Source organism: Pseudoxanthomonas sp. UTMC 1351 (genome assembly GCF_040948865.1).
GTDB lineage: Bacteria > Pseudomonadota > Gammaproteobacteria > Xanthomonadales > Xanthomonadaceae > Pseudoxanthomonas_A.
Genome location: NZ_JAVGJT010000011.1, coordinates 141,560 through 157,902 on the forward strand (window position 1 = coordinate 141,560; position 16,343 = coordinate 157,902).

At 61.9% G+C, this 16,343-nt stretch carries 12 protein-coding genes; 8 read left to right on the forward strand and 4 right to left on the reverse strand.

Annotated features, from left to right (window positions below; all coding sequences use genetic code 11):
• Window positions 1-104: 104 nt before the first annotated feature.
• The 7 genes from AB6O04_RS09465 to AB6O04_RS09495 all read left to right on the forward strand — a co-directional run bounded on the left by AB6O04_RS09465 (window position 105) and on the right by AB6O04_RS09495 (window position 7,228).
• A complete protein-coding gene (locus AB6O04_RS09465) occupies window positions 105-1,115 on the forward strand; it encodes an amidohydrolase family protein (RefSeq protein ID WP_368563609.1) in 1,011 nt (336 codons plus the stop codon).
• A gap of 133 nt (window positions 1,116-1,248) precedes the next feature.
• On the forward strand, window positions 1,249-2,523 hold the full coding sequence (gene kynU / locus AB6O04_RS09470) for a kynureninase (protein WP_368563610.1): 1,275 nt from the start codon (window positions 1,249-1,251) through the stop codon (window positions 2,521-2,523).
• 84 nt (window positions 2,524-2,607) lie between these two features.
• Complete coding sequence (locus AB6O04_RS09475) at window positions 2,608-2,901, forward strand: GIY-YIG nuclease family protein (RefSeq protein ID WP_368563611.1); 294 nt, start codon at window positions 2,608-2,610, stop codon at window positions 2,899-2,901.
• Window positions 2,902-3,013: 112 nt separating this feature from the next.
• Window positions 3,014-4,381 carry an FAD-dependent oxidoreductase gene (locus AB6O04_RS09480; RefSeq protein WP_368563612.1) on the forward strand — a complete coding sequence of 456 codons (1,368 nt, stop codon included), beginning with the start codon at window positions 3,014-3,016 and terminating at the stop codon, window positions 4,379-4,381.
• Window positions 4,381-5,841 carry an exodeoxyribonuclease I gene (gene sbcB, locus AB6O04_RS09485; protein WP_368563613.1) on the forward strand — a complete coding sequence of 487 codons (1,461 nt, stop codon included), beginning with the start codon at window positions 4,381-4,383 and terminating at the stop codon, window positions 5,839-5,841. Before AB6O04_RS09480 ends, sbcB begins: the two co-directional genes overlap by 1 nt.
• Window positions 5,842-5,893: 52 nt before the next feature.
• Window positions 5,894-6,580 (forward strand): DUF2461 domain-containing protein, encoded by a 687-nt coding sequence (locus tag AB6O04_RS09490; protein ID WP_368563614.1) that lies wholly within the window; start codon window positions 5,894-5,896, stop codon window positions 6,578-6,580.
• A gap of 102 nt (window positions 6,581-6,682) precedes the next feature.
• On the forward strand, window positions 6,683-7,228 hold the full coding sequence (locus AB6O04_RS09495) for a DUF2939 domain-containing protein (protein WP_368563616.1): 546 nt from the start codon (window positions 6,683-6,685) through the stop codon (window positions 7,226-7,228).
• Between the two features lie 54 nt (window positions 7,229-7,282).
• On the opposite strand, the gene AB6O04_RS09500 is transcribed toward AB6O04_RS09495, so the two are convergent.
• The 4 genes from AB6O04_RS09500 to AB6O04_RS09515 all read right to left on the reverse strand — a co-directional run bounded on the left by AB6O04_RS09500 (window position 7,283) and on the right by AB6O04_RS09515 (window position 15,128).
• On the reverse strand, window positions 7,283-8,197 hold the full coding sequence (locus tag AB6O04_RS09500) for a 5'-nucleotidase (protein ID WP_368563694.1): 915 nt from the start codon (window positions 8,195-8,197) through the stop codon (window positions 7,283-7,285).
• 286 nt (window positions 8,198-8,483) lie between these two features.
• Complete coding sequence (locus AB6O04_RS09505; protein ID WP_368563617.1) at window positions 8,484-8,981, reverse strand: hypothetical protein; 498 nt, start codon at window positions 8,979-8,981, stop codon at window positions 8,484-8,486.
• Window positions 8,982-9,132: 151 nt separating this feature from the next.
• Complete coding sequence (locus tag AB6O04_RS09510) at window positions 9,133-9,903, reverse strand: NAD kinase (protein WP_368563618.1); 771 nt, start codon at window positions 9,901-9,903, stop codon at window positions 9,133-9,135.
• Window positions 9,904-10,187: 284 nt separating this feature from the next.
• Window positions 10,188-15,128 (reverse strand): NAD-glutamate dehydrogenase, encoded by a 4,941-nt coding sequence (locus AB6O04_RS09515; protein ID WP_368563695.1) that lies wholly within the window; start codon window positions 15,126-15,128, stop codon window positions 10,188-10,190.
• A gap of 527 nt (window positions 15,129-15,655) precedes the next feature.
• Here AB6O04_RS09515 and AB6O04_RS09520 point away from each other — a divergent pair.
• Window positions 15,656-16,321, forward strand: coding sequence for a TetR/AcrR family transcriptional regulator (locus AB6O04_RS09520; RefSeq protein ID WP_368563619.1), 666 nt, complete (start codon window positions 15,656-15,658; stop codon window positions 16,319-16,321).
• Window positions 16,322-16,343: the final 22 nt, after the last annotated feature.

A 16,343-nucleotide genomic window follows, 5' to 3' on the forward strand; every position in this document is an offset into this window, starting at 1 on the left:
CGAGAAACGCTTTGGCTATTCCCTATCGCCTGCCGTTGCGACGGCCCAATTACTACTGACTCGTTGCTGTCGCGGGGCGCACCCGGCTCGGCTAAACTGCGGCCATGCTCAAAATCGACACCCACGCGCACTTTCTGCCCCGGGATTGGCCCGACTTGGCCAGCAAGTACGGTGATACACGGTTTCCGGTGATCCACCACGGCGACGATGGCCGCCACCGCATCTACAAGGACGGCAAATTCTTCCGCGAAATCCTGCCCAAGACCTGGGATACCCAGGTCCGCATCCAGGACTACGCCCGCTTCGGCGTGCAGGTGCAGGTGATCAGCACGGTGCCGGTGATGTTCAGCTACTGGGCCAAGCCGAATCAGGCGCTGGAACTGCACCAGGCACTCAATGACCACACCGCCGCTGCCTGCCGCGATTACCCACGCCACTACGCTGGCATCGGCACTGTGCCGTTGCAATCGCCGCGCCTGGCCGTGCAGGAATTGGAGCGCTGCATGGATCAATTGGGCCTGCAGGGCGTGCAGATCGGGTCGCATGTCAACGACTGGAATCTCGACGCACCGGAACTTTTCGAATTTTTCCAGGCCGCCAGCGAGTTGGGCGCGGCCATTCTGGTGCACCCGTGGGACATGATGGGCGCGGCGTCAATGTCCAAATACTGGCTACCGTGGCTGGTAGGCATGCCGGCGGAGCAATCGCGCGCTGCGTGCTCCCTGATTTTCGGCGGCGTACTGGAGCGCTTGCCCGAACTGAAGATCTGTTTCGCTCATGGCGGTGGCAGTTTCCCTTACACCATCGGCCGCATCGAACATGGTTTCAACATGCGTCCGGACCTGGTTGCGACCGACAACTACCGCAATCCGCGCGAGTATCTTGGCCGTGTGTACTTCGATTCATGGGTGGCCGACCCGCGGGCCCTGCGCTATCTGCTGGATACCGTGGGCTACGAGCGGGTGATGCTGGGCACCGACTATCCGTTCCCGCTGGGTGAACAAGAACCGGGTGCCGGTATCGCCGCATTGGGACTGGAAGAAACCCAGCAGGCTCGTCTGTATCACGGCACGGCGCTGGAATGGCTGGGCCTATCGGCCGCGAGGTTCGTTTGAGCACACGTAATCCTCTCCTGTGGGAGCGACGTGAGTCGCGACGAAGCTTCACTAGGAAAGCCCATCGCGACTCGCCGGTGCCGGCATGCCGGTACCACTCCCACAGTTCGACTCCTCCTTCCATTGAAACTCCATGACCGACTCGCTTTCCCGCACTCATGCCATCGCGCTCGATGCTGCCGATCCGCTGCGCCCATTGCGCAACGAATTCCTGATTCCCAAGCATCAGCACAACGAGCAGCTTTATTTCTGCGGCAACTCACTGGGCCTGCAACCGCGCACAGCGCGCGCCCAGGTCAATGAGGTATTGGACAAGTGGGCGATGGAAGCCGTCGAAGGCCATTTCACCGGTCACGCTCAATGGATGACCTACCACGAGTTAATGCGCGAGCCGCTGGCACGCGTGGTGGGTGCGCAACCGTCGGAAGTGGTGGCGATGAACTCGCTGACCATCAACTTGCACTTGATGATGGTCAGCTTCTACCGCCCCACCAACGAACGCCCAGCGATCCTGATCGAGGCCGGTGCATTCCCGTCCGACCGGCACGCGGTGGAATCGCAGATCCGCTTCCATGGTTTCGATCCGGCCGAAGCGTTGATCGAAGTGGAACCGGATCAAGCCGACGGCACGCTGTCGATGCAGGCCATAGAACGTGCGATCTCCGAACACGGCCCACGTTTGGCGCTGGTGCTATGGCCCGGGATCCAGTACCGCACGGGCCAGGCGTTCGACCTGGCGGAAATCGTCCGGTTGGGACGCGCGCAAGGCGCGGCGGTAGGCTTCGACCTGGCGCACGCCGCGGGCAATCTTCCGCTTCAACTGCACGACAGCAATGTCGACTTCGCGGTGTGGTGCCACTACAAATACATGAACGCCGGCCCCGGGGCAGTCGCCGGTTGCTTTGTGCACGATCGCCACGCGCGCTCCGACCGGCCGCGGTTCGCCGGCTGGTGGGGTCATGAAAAAGAAAGCCGCTTCCGCATGGGTCCCGAATTTCTACCCACGCCTGGCGCTGAGGGCTGGCAGCTCAGCAATCCGCCCATCCTGGCGCTGGCGCCGTTGCGTGCATCGCTGGATCTGTTCGACCAGGCCGGCGGCATGGTGGCGCTGCGGAACAAGTCGCTGAAGCTGACCGGCTTTCTGGAATCGTTGATCCATGCACGACTATCCGACGTACTGCAGATCGTTACCCCCAGCGACCCGCAGCAACGCGGCGCGCAACTATCGCTGCGCGTGATCGGTGGGCGCGAACGCGGGCGCGAGTTGTTCGACTACCTGGTGTCGGTGGGTACCCTTGGCGACTGGCGCGAACCCGACGTCATCCGGATATCGCCGGCACCGTTGTACAACCGTTTCATGGACGTATACCGGTTTGTGGAGGAGGTGGAAACATGGCGGGGGTTCTAGTGAGATCGCCATGCCCGCCCACGCGCTGTCCGTCATCCCCGCGTAGGCGGGGACCCAGCGCCTTTGGAGCTCAAACAGAAGCTTATGGAAAAGCAACCTGTAGTTTATCTATTGGCCAGCGGACGCAATGGAACGCTTTACGTCGGCGTCACCAGCGACTTGATCTGTCGCATCTGGCAACACCGCAATCATGTAGTACCTGGCTTTACTCGGCGCCATGGTGTAACTCAACTGGTCTGGTACGAGTTACATGGAACGATGGAAGCGGCAATTACACGAGAAAAGCAGCTCAAGAAATGGAACAGAGCATGGAAGGTACGGCTGATCGAGGAATCCAATCCTTATTGGCGCGACCTTTGGTTCACGATCATGGGTTAGGGCCAAGGCACTGGGTCCCCGCCTACGCGGGGATGACGAATATCGCTCGCGGGAATGACCGGCCCCAAATTTGCAGCGGATGGCGAAGCGGATGGCGAAGCGGAGCATCGCATTGACCACTGAACGCCAGCACTCCATCACCATCATCGGCGCAGGCCTCGCCGGCGCGCTGCTGGGGACGCTGTTGGCGCGCGAAGGCTGGCAGGTGGAGATATACGAAAAGCGCGGCGACCCGCGACTCAAGGGCTATGAAGGCGGCCGGTCGATCAATCTCGCCCTGGCCGAACGCGGACGCCATGCGCTGCGGCAAGCCGATGCCGACGATGCAGTGATGCGGCAGGCGGTGATGATGCGTGGGCGCATGGTGCACTCGCTGGATGGCCGCCTGCAGTTGCAACGCTATGGGCGCGACGACACGGAAGTGATCTGGTCGATCCACCGGGGTGATCTCAACATCACGCTGCTCGACTTGGCCGAACAGGCCGGCGCTCATCTGCATTTCCATTGCCGATTGGAAAGCGTGGACTTTGATGCCGCCCTTGCCCGCTTCGTCGACGACCGCGACGGCCAGTACCGCGACATCGCTTTCGATTCGCTGGTCGGCGCGGATGGTGCCGGCTCTTCGCTACGCGCGGCGATGAAGCAAAGGGCGGAGCTCGGAGAACGTACCGACTTCCTGGACCATTCGTACAAAGAGCTGGAAATCCCGCCTGCCGCGGATGGCAATTTCCGGATGGAGCCGAACGCGCTGCATATCTGGCCACGTGGCCGCTATATGTGCATCGCACTGCCGAACGACGAAAAAACCTTCACCGTCACCTTGTTCCTGCCCAACCAGGGCGACCCCAGCTTCGCCACCATCCGAAGTGGAGCGGAGGCACGTGCACTGTTCCAACGCGATTTCCCTGATGCCCTACCCTTGATTCCCACCTTGGAAGAAGACTGGGAACACAACCCGCCTGGGCTGCTGGCCACGCTCTACCTCGAACGCTGGCATATCGAGGGACGTGCGGTACTGCTGGGCGATGCCGCGCACGCGATGGTGCCTTTTCATGGCCAGGGCATGAACTGCGCTTTTGAGGACTGCGTGGCGTTGGCCCGACACCTTCTCTCTCACGACGATCGTGCCGCCGCCTTCACTGCCTTCGAGGCCGAACGGCATCCCAACGCGTTGGCAATCCAGAAGATGGCACTGGAAAACTACCTGGAAATGCGCGACAAGGTGGACAACACCGACTTCCTATTGCAACGCGAACTTGAGCTGACGCTGCAGGAACGCCATCCAGGCCGCTTCGTGCCGCATTACGCCATGGTCACTTTCATGTTGATTCCTTACGCGATGGCATTGGAGCGCAGCGAAGTCCAGCGCGATATCCTTACCGACGCCACGCGCGGACTGAGTACGCTGGCGCAGGTTGACTGGGAGACGGTGGATGCCGCGGTACTGGCACGTCTGTCGCCGCTGGTGGACGCACCGTAGTGGCCACCAGTTTTCTGTTCTACGATTTGGAAACCTTCGGCGCCGACCCGCGCCGAACACGTGTTGCCCAGTTCGCCGCCATACGTACGGATGCGCAGCTTCAGGTCATTGAGGAGCCGATCAGTTTTTTTGTACGGCCCGCTGACGACCTGCTGCCCTCGCCCATTGCCACGCTGATCACTGGCATCGCACCGCAGAGGGCGCTGCGCGAAGGCGTGACCGAAGCCGAAGCGTTCGGCCGAATCCACGACGAAATGTCACGGCCCGAGACTTGCACGCTGGGCTACAACTCGCTGCGCTTCGACGACGAGTTCGTCCGCCATGGCCTGTTCCGGAATTTCTACGAGCCCTATGAACGCGAGTGGCGCGGCGGCAATTCGCGGTGGGACCTGCTGGACGCACTCCGGCTAATGCACGCCTTGCGGCCTGACGGTATCGCCTGGCCCCAACGCGAAGACGGAAGTACCTCATTCAAGCTGGAACAACTAGCGCTAGCCAACGACGTTCGCCAAGGCGATGCACACGAAGCGCTTTCGGACGTATACGCCACCATCGGCATGGCGCGATTGATGCGCCAGAGCCAGCCGCGTCTCTGGGACTACGCCCTGCAATTGCGCGACAAACGCTTCGCTGCGAACTTGCTGGACACCATCGCGATGACGCCAGTGCTGCATATCTCGCAGCGGTACCCGGCCAGCCGGCTGTGTGCGGCGCCAGTGCTGCCGATCACCCGCCATCCCCGCTTCGATAATCGGGTCCTGGTATTCGATCTCGATGGCGACACGGAAGCTCTGCTGAGATTGGATGCCGCACAGATCGCCGACCGCCTGTACACGCCCTACGCCGACCTGCCTGAGGGCGAAGTGCGCATCCCTCTGAAGGAAGTGCATCTCAACAAGGCGCCCGTGCTGGTGGCCTGGCCGCATCTGCGTGCCGCCGACCTGGACCGGCTTCAGATCGATCCTGTCCGCGTCGAAGCTGCCGCGCAGGTACTACGCGCGGCAGGCCCTGCCCTGGCCGAAAAAGTTCGCCGTGTCTTTGCCGACGAACGCGCCTACGGCGTATCCGATCCGGACGCCTCGCTCTACGACGGTTTTCTGGCCGATGCCGACAAACGCCGCTTCCTGCAGGTACGGGCGACACCGCCTGCGCAGCTGGGTCAGCGTGATTTCGGCTTCCAGGACGCGCGCCTGCCGGAGTTGTTGTTCCGCTATCGCGCCCGCAACTGGCCCGAGACGTTGACCCTGGACGAACGCGAACGCTGGGACGATTACCGCCGCCGCCGGCTTTGCGAGGACAGCGGTCTATCCGAATACACGTTCGAAAATTTTGCCAGCGAAGTTGCAACGTTGCGTGTCCAGCACATCGATGGCGGCACCCAGCAAGCACTGCTGGATCAACTGCAGGCCTGGGCGGGAGAACTGCGGTCGCAGCTGCAGAATCCGGTAGGTGCGATGTGAGTCGCGGCCCCGGCAATAACATCACCTTCCCTCACTCGTTCGATCCTTTGGCATGAGCACCTATTTCTCCGAAGCCAGCTTCAAGTTCTTGCGCGGCCTGGGCCGCAACAACGACAAGGTCTGGTTCAACGCGCACAAGCAGCAATACGAGGATCACGTTCGGCAGCCATTTCTGCGTTTGCTGACCGACTTACAGCCGGATCTGGCACAAATCAGCGGGCATTTTCGTTCCGACCCCAAGACAGTGGGCGGATCCCTGTTCCGGATCTATCGCGACGCGCGCTTTTCCACCGACAAGTCGCCCTACAAGAACTGGCAAGGCGCCCGGCTTTATCACGAGCGCCGCAAGCAGGTTCCCGCGCCGTCGTTCTATGTGCATCTGCAGCCGAACGAAAGCTTCGTCGGTGCCGGTTTGTGGCATCCCGAACCGGATACTCAGCGTCGCGTCCGTCAGTTCATCTTCGAAAACCCAGGTAGCTGGAAGGCAGCGGCGCATGCGCCCAAGTTCCGCAAACGCTTCGATTTCGAGGAAAGCGAAGTGCTGGTGCGGCCGCCGCGTGGCTTCCCGGCCGATTTCGAGTTCATCGACGACCTCAAGCACAAGAACTTCGTCTTCTGGCGATCATTGGATAACGCCACCATGACCGGCCCTCGGCTGCGGCAGTCGGTGGCGGCGGACCTGGCGGCGCTGGCTCCGTTCGTGGACTATCTGTGCGCCGCGTTGGATCTGGAGTTTTAGGGGCTACTGTTACCGTCATCACGGCGCAGGTCGGGCCCAGCGATTTTCCGCTACTCGATCCAATTGATGCCTGAATTCCCAGTTTTTTCACAGGAGCCCATCATGAAGAAATGGATCGCACTGGCCATCGTTCTTTTACTTGCTCTGGGCGGCTACATGGCGGCGGGTCCGTATCTGGCGATCAATGGCATCCGCCAAGCCCTGGCCGAGCAGGACACCGCCAAACTGGAAAGGCACGTCGACTTTCCGGCGCTGCGCGTCAATCTGCGCGCGCAGATGGAGGACTACCTGGCGCGCCGGGCCGGGCCCGACATGTCTTCCAACTTGTTTGGCGCCTTCGCGCTTTCGGCGGCGAACCAGATGCTCGGCAGCGCGGTGGACACCATGGTCACTCCACTTGGAATTGGCGCTCTGTTGCAAGGACGCTCGATGTGGAAGAAGGCGATCGGCGAAACCGTGGGCGGCGACACCTATGCACCGCCTGTGCCGGCCGATCCGCTGAAGAACGCCCAGCATCGCTATGAATCGCTGTCCCGCTTCACCGCGACGGTGCAGGATGACAATGGCGAGCCAATGACGTTCGTGTTCACCAGGCAAGGGCTGCGCTGGCGACTGACCGATATACGCCTGCCGTTGACGTTACCGTAGGAACGCTTCCGGGTGCGATGTAGGAGCGCCCTCCCGGCGCTCCTACAAGAGCGTCTATCTTTCGGGGTTTGCGACGCCATGCGGCACGTGGCCGGCGGCGACGTGCAGGACGGCGCTGTCGATGTTGTGCTGCGAGTCATCGAAGAAGATGTCGGCGCCGAACGCATCCAGGAATGGTCCCTTGTGGCGCCCGCCGAGGAAAAGTGCTTCATCCAGGCGTACACCCCATTCGCGCAGCGTCCGGATCACGCGTTCATGCGCGGGCGCCGAACGCGCGGTGACCAACGCGGTGCGTATCGGTGAGCGCTCGTCCGCCGGAAATACTTGCTGCAGTTCGTGCAGCGCTGACAGAAAACCTTTGAACGGTCCGCCGGACAATGGCTCCCGTGCACGCGCACGCTCGTGCTGGCTGAAGGCTTCCACGCCCTGCTCGCGCGATATCCTCTCGCTTTCGTCGCTGAAGATCACGGCATCGCCATCGAATGCGATGCGAAGCTGATGCTCGTGGCGTTGCTGGTGCGCTTGCGCCGGCAGGATGGTGGCGGCCGCGATGCCGTGCTCCAGCGAGCGCCGTACCGATTCGGGATTGGCCGACAGGAACAGATCCGCACTGAAAGGACGGATGTAGGGCCAGGTCGGTTCGCCCGAGGTGAACACCGCCCGCACGATGTCGAGACCATGATGTTGTATGGAATTGAAGATGCGCAGCCCGGTATCGGCGGAATTGCGCGACAGCAGGATCACTTCCACCCGTGGCGTATCCGGTGGCGTGCCGATATTGAGGGCCAGGAGCTTGCGCACCACGGAAAATGCAATCCCGGGCGTCAACACGTCGTCTTCGTGGGCGCGCTGATAGGCACTGTAGGCTTCCACGCCTTCGCCCTCGAACAGCCGATGGCTTTCTTCCAGGTCGAATAAGGCGCGCGAAGTGACGGCAACGGTGAGCAGACGGGGCGTGTTATCGGACATGCGGATAGTATCGGGCATGCCGGTCGCGACCGGGGAGACTGCGTTCGCATCGGAGCCTTTGCGTGATGGTGGCTCGGCGTTGAAACAGTTCGTATCGACTACTTGCTCGAATCGATAACTTCATCGTCATCCCGGCGAAGGCCGGGACCCAGTGCCTTACGCTCCAACTGGCAGGATTCAACCACCGAATGGCTGGTTAAGTCGCTGTATCCGACGTACGCCGGAAGCGTTCCACAACAGCCAAATGGCTGGTCATGACCAATTCTGTTTTGGTTTGGGCTAACCGCTATTGGCCCGGTGCGGCATCCAGCACGAAACGCGTGGGTGGGCCAAGCCGGTGGTCCTGCGTCACTGCACGGACCTCCACCTCCAAGCGGATCGGCTGCTGCTCGGCGGGCGGTCCGTCCTGCCACATAAATAAGAATTCGGCCTGCCGCCCTTCCACCTTGCCGGCAAGTGCTCCTTCGGGAAAGAGCGCATAGGCGGTTTCGCCGGAAACCACTCGGAACTGGAAACCCAAGTCGCGCACCTTGTAGTCGGTTCCCCGCGGCCACTCCACCTGCAAGGTCAGCAGGCCGGTATCGTCACAGGAGGCATGGCGAGTGCCGACGCCTCGGGTCACGCTGATGACCCGCACTTCGGGTGGTTTCAATTCTTCCGGCGCGGATTCGACGGCGGCGGTGGAACTGACTGGAAACGGACTCACGCCGCTGGACAGCTTGCAGGCGTACGCGTTCGAAACGGCCAGGCAGGCGCCCAGCATCACAATGGACTTCAACAGCATCGTCACCCTCCCCGGTCAGATGCAGGCTTATCCCAACTTGCCTATCCCAGTTGTTTATCCCACTCGTTCTGTCCCAGCCTGATCGAGGGATCGGCGAGGCAGTGGAAGTAATACGCCGCGACCATACCCGTTTCCGTGCCAGGCGTCTCAATCAAACCATGAACTGCTCGCTGAGGATGCGTTCTTCCAGGTTGTGCTCCGGGTCGAACAACATTGTCACGGTGTGATCGCGGGACTCACGGATGGTGACTTCCACCACATCCCGCACTTCGTGCGAATCCGCGGTGGCACTGACCGGGCGTTTGTACGGGTCCAGGATGCGGAAGCGGACTTCCGTATCGGCCTTGAGGATGGCGCCACGCCAGCGGCGTGGCCGGAAAGGCGCGATAGGCGTCAACGCGATGGTGTGCGAGCCCAGCGGAAGGATCGGGCCATGCGCGGAAAAGTTGTAGGCGGTGCTTCCAGCCGGTGTGGCTGTCAGTACACCGTCGCAGATCAGTTCATCCAGACGCGTCTCGCCGTTGAGGTCAATCTGGATATGCGCGGCCTGGCGGGTCTGGCGCAGCAGCGACACCTCGTTGTAAGCCAATGAACCCGTGCTGGCACCGGATTCCGTCAACGCCAGCATTTCCAGCGGCCGCAACTTGGCGGGCTCGGCCGCGGCAATGCGCTCCAGCAATCCGTCGGGGCGAAAGTGATTCATCAGGAATCCCACGGTGCCCAGCTTCATACCGAACACCGGCTTGTTGAGGCCGCCATGCCGATGCAGCGTCTGCAGCATGAAGCCATCCCCGCCCAGCGCGCACAGCACATCGGCTTCGGCCGGCGGATGGGAACCGTGCTGAGCGGTCAGCGTTGCGAGCGCCTGCTGTGCTTCGTCGGTGGGACTGGCGAGAAAAGCGATGCGTGGGGTCTGACTCATCCGCGTCTTCCAAGGGTCCGCTGCAGAGAATAGCGGGAGTTGCGGTGCCGTGGGGTGTTCAAACACGTTCCTTGTGGGAGCGACGTGAGTCGCGACCGGAACAAAGAGCCTTAGACACAGATCAATGCAGATGAACGCGGATCAAAGGCATCCGATGTGCTTATCCGTGGCGATCTGCATTGATCCGTGTTCAAAACGCTCTTCCGGCGTCCAGTCGGGACTCACGTCGCTCCCACAAGGAGAGGTTGCAGCAGGTCGGGAGCACTCCCAGCCTGCTGCAGGCATCAACCCTGCACAGCCAGCTGTGCCAGTCGCTGCACAGCGACCGAGACCGTCGGATAGTCCAGCGTCTTTTGCGCGGCCAGTTCGTTGAGCATCGCCAGAGTGAAGCGCAGGCCGGCATCGTCGCGTTGCAGCCAATGGCGGACTTTTTCGCCGGCGTTCGGGCCTGACAGCGACAGTACCTGGCCGGTCAGCGTGCGCTGATGATTGGCCAGTTCGTCCCGCAATACGCCGCGTGCGACGGCATGCCAACGCCCATCGACTTTCAAGCCATCGATCTGATCCAGCAGCCACGGCAAATGCAGTGCCTCGCCCAGGCGGTAATGCACCTTGGATACTTCCACCGGCTTCAGCCTGCGCTCGCGCGCCAGCTCGATGATGTCGCAGGACGGCTCCAGGTAAGGCAGCGCGGCGAGCTGTCCCGCCAGTTCCGCGGGCAGGCCCTTTTCCTTCCATTCAAGCAGGCTGGCTTCGTACGCCGGGCGTAGCGAATCGGGAAGCACGCCTTCGGCCGCCCGGATTTCATCGAACCCATCGTGGTAGCGGTCCACCGCGGTGGCGATGGCAGGAATCGGTCCCTTCCGAGTCAGCAACCAGCGGGTGAAGGTGCGCTGCGCCGACCAGATCACCTGCAAGGCGTCGATCTGCACCGACTCGGGCACCTTGCCGTCCAGCGCGTCGATCTGGTTCCACAACGCGCGCGCATCCAGCGTTTCGCGGGTGATGGTGAACGCCTTGGCTACTTCCGCCGAGGTGCGGCCGGTGTCTTCCTGCATGCGCAGCAGGAAGGTGGCGCCCATGCGGTTGATCGTGGTGTTGGTCACCGCGGTGGCGATGATCTCGCGCTTCAGGCGGTGCCTCTCCATCTCCGCGGCATACTTCTTTTGCAGGGGCTGCGGGAAATAGCGCTGCAGCTCCTTGGACAGGTACGGGTCTTCCGGAATGTCCGATTCGAGCAGCTGTTGGAACGCCACCAGCTTGGAGTACGACAGCAGCACCGACAGTTCCGGGCGGGTCAGACCTTGGCCTCGCGCTTTGCGTTCGGCCAGTTCGGCGTCGGACGGCAGGAACTCGATCTGCCGGTCCAACAAGCCCTGGGATTCCAACGTCTGGATGAAGTGCTGTTTGGAACCCAGGCGCGAGACGCTCATCCGCTCCATCAGGCTGAGCGCCTGGTTCTGCCGGTAGTTGTCCCACAGCACCAGCCCGGCCACTTCGTCCGTCATCTGCGCCAACAGTTTGTTGCGGGCGTCCATCGTGAGCTTCTTGGCCTGGACCACGCCATTCAACAGGATCTTGATATTGACTTCGTGGTCGGAGGTGTCGACGCCGGCGGAGTTGTCTATGAAGTCGGTGTTGAGCAACACGCCATGCTGTGCCGCTTCCACGCGGCCCAGCTGGGTAACCCCCAGGTTGCCGCCCTCACCTATCACTTTGCAGCGCAGCTCGCGGCCGTCCACACGCAGGCCGTTGTTGGCACGGTCGCCTACATCGGCATGGGTTTCGCCGCTGGCCTTCACGTAAGTGCCGATGCCGCCATTCCAAAGCAGATCGACCGGCGCCTTTAAGATGGCGCTCATCAACTCATTGGGCGACATCGATTTGACGCCTTCCGGCAGATCGAGTGCCTCACGCACCTGAGGCGTAATATCGATCGACTTGGCGGTACGCGGATGGATGCCGCCGCCCTTCGAGATCACCGCAGCATCGTAATCCGCCCAACTGGAACGCGGCAGCGCGAACAGACGCTGACGCTCCTGGAACGAAACCGCCGCGTCCGGACCAGGGTCCAGGAAGATGTGGCGATGGTCGAATGCGGCCAACAAGCGGATGTGCGGGGACAGCAGCATGCCGTTGCCGAACACGTCACCGGACATGTCGCCGATACCAACGCAACTGAAGTCCTGCGACTGCGTGTCGCGGCCCATCGCCCGGAAGTGGCGCCGGACCGATTCCCATGCGCCTCGCGCGGTGATGCCCATGCCCTTGTGGTCGTAGCCCACTGAACCGCCGGAAGCGAACGCGTCACCCAGCCAGAAGTTGTGCGCAATGGCCAGACCATTGGCGATGTCGGAGAAGGTGGCCGTGCCCTTGTCGGCGGCCACCACCAGGTAGGGATCGTCCTGATCATGGCGCACCACATCCATCGGCGGCACGATCTTGCCGCCTCCGCGGCTGTCGACGACGATGTTGTCCGTGATGTCCAGCAGGCCCTGGATGAACATCTTGTAGCAGGCGATGCCTTCGGCCAGAACGGCATCGCGGTCGCCACCCGTCGGGGAACGCTTCACGAAGAACCCGCCCTTCGCGCCTACCGGCACGATAACGGTGTTCTTCACCATCTGCGCCTTCACCAGGCCCAGCACTTCGGTACGGAAATCCTCGCGGCGGTCCGACCAGCGCAAGCCACCGCGAGCGACCGGACCGAAACGCAGGTGCACGCCTTCCACGCGCGGGCCGTAGACAAAGATCTCGCGGTAGGGACGCGGCTTGGGCAGGTCCGGTACCTTGGCAGAATCGAATTTGAAGCTGATGACGTGCGCGGGTTGGCCGTCCGGGCCCTTCTGGTAGTAACTCGTGCGCAGGGTGGCTTCGATGGTCCCCATGAAGCCGCGCAGGATGCGGTCTTCGTCCAGGCTGGAAACCCGGTCCATCAGTTTCACCAAGGTCTTGTGGGTCGCCTCCATCTGCCGCCCGCGGCTCTCGTTGCGCGCGTCGATAACGTATTGCAACGCAGCGAGCGTGGCTTCATCGTCCTGCGCCAATGCGCGCAGCTGTTCGGCGAACCGGTCCTGGCCCTGTTTGATCTGCGCCTTGCTTTCCTGACCAGTCGCCGGATCGAAGCGCGCTTCGAACAACTCCACCAGCAGGCGCGCCAGCAGCGGATAACGATTCAGCGTTTCCTCGACGTAGCTCTGCGAGAACGGCACACCCGTTTGCAGCAGGTATTTGCAGTAGCCGCGCAGCACCGCGATCTGCCGCCAGCTGAGCCCGGCACCCAGCACAAGCTTATTGAAACCGTCGTTTTCGGCATCGCCGCGCCAGACCCGGGCGAAAGTCTCTTCGAAAGGCGCATTCAGTCGTTCGACGTCTATCTCACCGCTGACGGGTTCGACCTCGAACTCCTGGACGTAGGCTGGCGTACCGCCGACTTCCAAGCGAAACGGATGCTCGGAGATCACCCGCAGGCCCATGTTCTCCATCAGCGGCAACGCGTCGGACAACGGAATGTCGTTGAACTGCCGGTACAGATTCAGACGCAGACGGCCTTCCCCCGCCGGTACATGGCGCGAGCGATGGAGGCTCAGGCGCAGGTCCTCCGGCCCTTTCAACGCAGCCAGATGCTCCACGTCATTGGCGGCGATCTGCGGCGAAACGTTTTCGATATAGCCGGCCGGCAGCGCGCGGCCGTAGCCGCTGGCCAGCTTCAAGCCTTCGGATTCGCCATGGCGCGCGATCAGCGTTTCGCGCAGATCGTCCTGCCAATTGCGCAGCAGGTGCGCCAGATTCTCTTCAAGCGCAGCCGTGTCGACATCGACGCGTTCGCCCACTTTGGGACGCACGGTCAAATGCAGCTGCGCCAGCGGTGACTCGCCCAGTTGCACGCTGGTGTCCACGTACTCGCCGCGCAGTGCTTCCTTCAACAGCGCTTCGATGCGCAGGCGCACATCGGTATTGAAGCGCTCGCGCGGGATATAGACGAGCGCGGAAAAGAACCGGCCGTAGCGGTCACGGCGCAGGAACAGGCGGCTGCGCACGCGTTCCTGCAGACCCAGGATGCCCATCGCGGTCCGTGCCAGTTCCTCTTCGGTGGACTGGAACAGCTCCTCACGCGGCAAGGATTCCAGGATGTGGCGCAGCGCCTTGCCGCTGTGGCTGTTGGGGGAAAGGCCGGATTGGCGCATCACGTGTTCGTAGCGCTCGCGCACCAGCGGGATTTCCCAGGGGCGGCGGTTGTAGGCGCTGGAGGTGTACAAACCGATGAAACGCTGCTCGGCGATCGGTGTGCCCTTGGCGTCGAATTCTAGCACGCCGATGTAGTCCATGTTGCCCGGCCGGTGCACGTTGGAGCGCCGGTTGGTCTTGGTCAGGATCAACGCATCCACCGAGCCGGATTGCGGCATGTAGTGCGCCGCCAGCGACTTGACGGTACGCGGCGTGGAAGTGTCCTTGCCACGCAGCAGACCCAGGCCACTGCCTTCCACCGCTTTCAGGATGCCGTCGCCATTGCCTTTTTCGACGCGATATTCGCGATAACCGAAGAAGGTGAAGTGATCGTTGGCCGCCCACCGCAGGAATTCCTGCGCCTCATGGCGCCCGGCATCGCTGATCGGAAGACGCCGCGTGGCCAGATCGTCGGCCAGGGCCACCATCTTTTCGCGCATGGTGCCCCAATCGCGCACGATGGAACGCACTTCATCCAACACGCCGCGGATGCGCTTCTCGATACCGGCCATGTCGCTGGCGGGCTGGCGATCGATCTCCAGCAGCATGAGCGACTCAGGCTTGCCCTCGCCCACCGCGGTGACCTTGCCCGCCTTGTCGCGCGTGAAGCGCACCAGCGGGTGTCCCAGCACGTGCACGCCAACGCCCATTTCCGCCAACGCCATGCTGACCGAATCCACCAGGAACGGCATATCGTCGTTGACGATCTGCAACACCGTATGCGAAGACTCCCAGCCATGGGCTTTCATGCTGGCGTTGAACACGCGCACGTTAGCGGTACCCGGCTTGCGCACGCGGGCGAATTCCAACATGTCGCAGGCGATCGCGGCCCAGCTTTCGGCGCTGTGATTCGGATATTCGTCCGCTTCCATGCGCTTGTAGAACGCCTCGGCAAATGCTTTGGCTTCGGCCTGTCGCGACGATGGGGTGCGCTTACGGATGGCGGCGAAGACCGGCTCCAACGAGAACTCCGGTGCAGAACCGCCCGTTACCGGCATCACCAGCGATGCCGCGGTCGCATCCAGAACGCGCTTCACAGCAGCGGTCTTGGCCGTAGCGACAGGCGCCTTGGCCGTCTTCGCCGCTTTGTTGGCGGCAGCCTTCTTGGCGGATGCGGCTTGAGTGGCGGTTTTCTTTGATTCCGGTTTAGGTTTTTTATTCGGCGTTTTTTTCGGGGTACGAACAGCGTTCATGCGGGCCGTGGCTCGACAGTGGTATGCGATTGGATATTGTAGCCCTGCACTCAATGACAACACTTGTTGCGAGGCGTCAAAAGAAGCGCTTGCAAATTCGTGCGCGATTGATTACCTCCGGATGCGCGGTAGCCGGACCATTCAAGCGTTTGGGTTTGTTCCGGCTACTGGCTACCAATGTGCGCCCGCTTGAAAGTCGAAAGCAGTGCTCTGGGATTCGCTGAGTCATCGTCACGCGCTTTTTACGGCCAGCCTTTGGTTTGGACTGGTCAGACTTTTCGACACCGGACAAGCTGTTCAAATTCTAAACTGGACGGTATAGTCCAACCCGCATGTCCGCCTCCCCCAACTTCTCCGTCAGCGAGCAACGGCGCCAACGTGTGCACGATGCCGTGCGCGCTCTGCTGGCCGAACAAGGCTTCCGCATCAGCATGGAGGCCGTGGCGCTGCGCGCCGGCTGCTCCAAACAGACGCTCTATGCGCAATTCGGCAATAAGCAAGGGCTGATACGCAGTGTCATCAGCGAGCACATGGATCTGGCCACCGCGCACTTGGCTGAACGTTATGACGATCCGCGCACCACATTGGTTGCCTTTGCCGTCCAGCATCTGGAGCACTTGTGCGATCCCGCCATTCTCGCCACAAGCCAGTTGATAGCCGCGGAAGCCCACCAGTTCCCCGAAGAGGCACAGGCGCTTTACCGTGATGCCTGCGATACTTTGGTGCAACGCTTGGCCTCCTGGCTGAAGACCGCCATGAAGCGGGGCCAGCTGAGGCATGACGAACCGCACTACGCTGCGGAGCTTCTATTGAGCATGATCGTCGGCATGGACTTCGATAGGCAGCGTTTCGGCATGCCGCACCGCGACACCGACAAGATGCGCAAACACTGGGCCGAGTTCGCCGTCGATGCTTTTCTTCGCGCGTTCTCACCCACTGCGATAGCACCGGTAGACCCTGTCGCGCGACCCGCTGCCCGGCTTAGATCGACCCGATAACCAAAACAACCAAAACCTGATA

What these genes read in the sequence shown, in the direction of transcription:
- AB6O04_RS09465 (WP_368563609.1), top strand. Translation starts at nt 105, where the DNA reads ATGCTCAAAATCGACACCCACGCGCACTTTCTGCCCCGGGATTGGCCC.
- kynU (WP_368563610.1), top strand. Translation starts at nt 1,249, where the DNA reads ATGACCGACTCGCTTTCCCGCACTCATGCCATCGCGCTCGATGCTGCC.
- AB6O04_RS09475 (WP_368563611.1), top strand. Translation starts at nt 2,608, where the DNA reads ATGGAAAAGCAACCTGTAGTTTATCTATTGGCCAGCGGACGCAATGGA.
- AB6O04_RS09490 (WP_368563614.1), top strand. Translation starts at nt 5,894, where the DNA reads ATGAGCACCTATTTCTCCGAAGCCAGCTTCAAGTTCTTGCGCGGCCTG.
- AB6O04_RS09495 (WP_368563616.1), top strand. Translation starts at nt 6,683, where the DNA reads ATGAAGAAATGGATCGCACTGGCCATCGTTCTTTTACTTGCTCTGGGC.
- AB6O04_RS09500 (WP_368563694.1), bottom strand. Translation starts at nt 8,197, where the DNA reads ATGTCCGATAACACGCCCCGTCTGCTCACCGTTGCCGTCACTTCGCGC.
- AB6O04_RS09505 (WP_368563617.1), bottom strand. Translation starts at nt 8,981, where the DNA reads ATGCTGTTGAAGTCCATTGTGATGCTGGGCGCCTGCCTGGCCGTTTCG.
- AB6O04_RS09510 (WP_368563618.1), bottom strand. Translation starts at nt 9,903, where the DNA reads ATGAGTCAGACCCCACGCATCGCTTTTCTCGCCAGTCCCACCGACGAA.
- AB6O04_RS09515 (WP_368563695.1), bottom strand. Translation starts at nt 15,128, where the DNA reads ATGCCGGTAACGGGCGGTTCTGCACCGGAGTTCTCGTTGGAGCCGGTC.
- AB6O04_RS09520 (WP_368563619.1), top strand. Translation starts at nt 15,656, where the DNA reads ATGTCCGCCTCCCCCAACTTCTCCGTCAGCGAGCAACGGCGCCAACGT.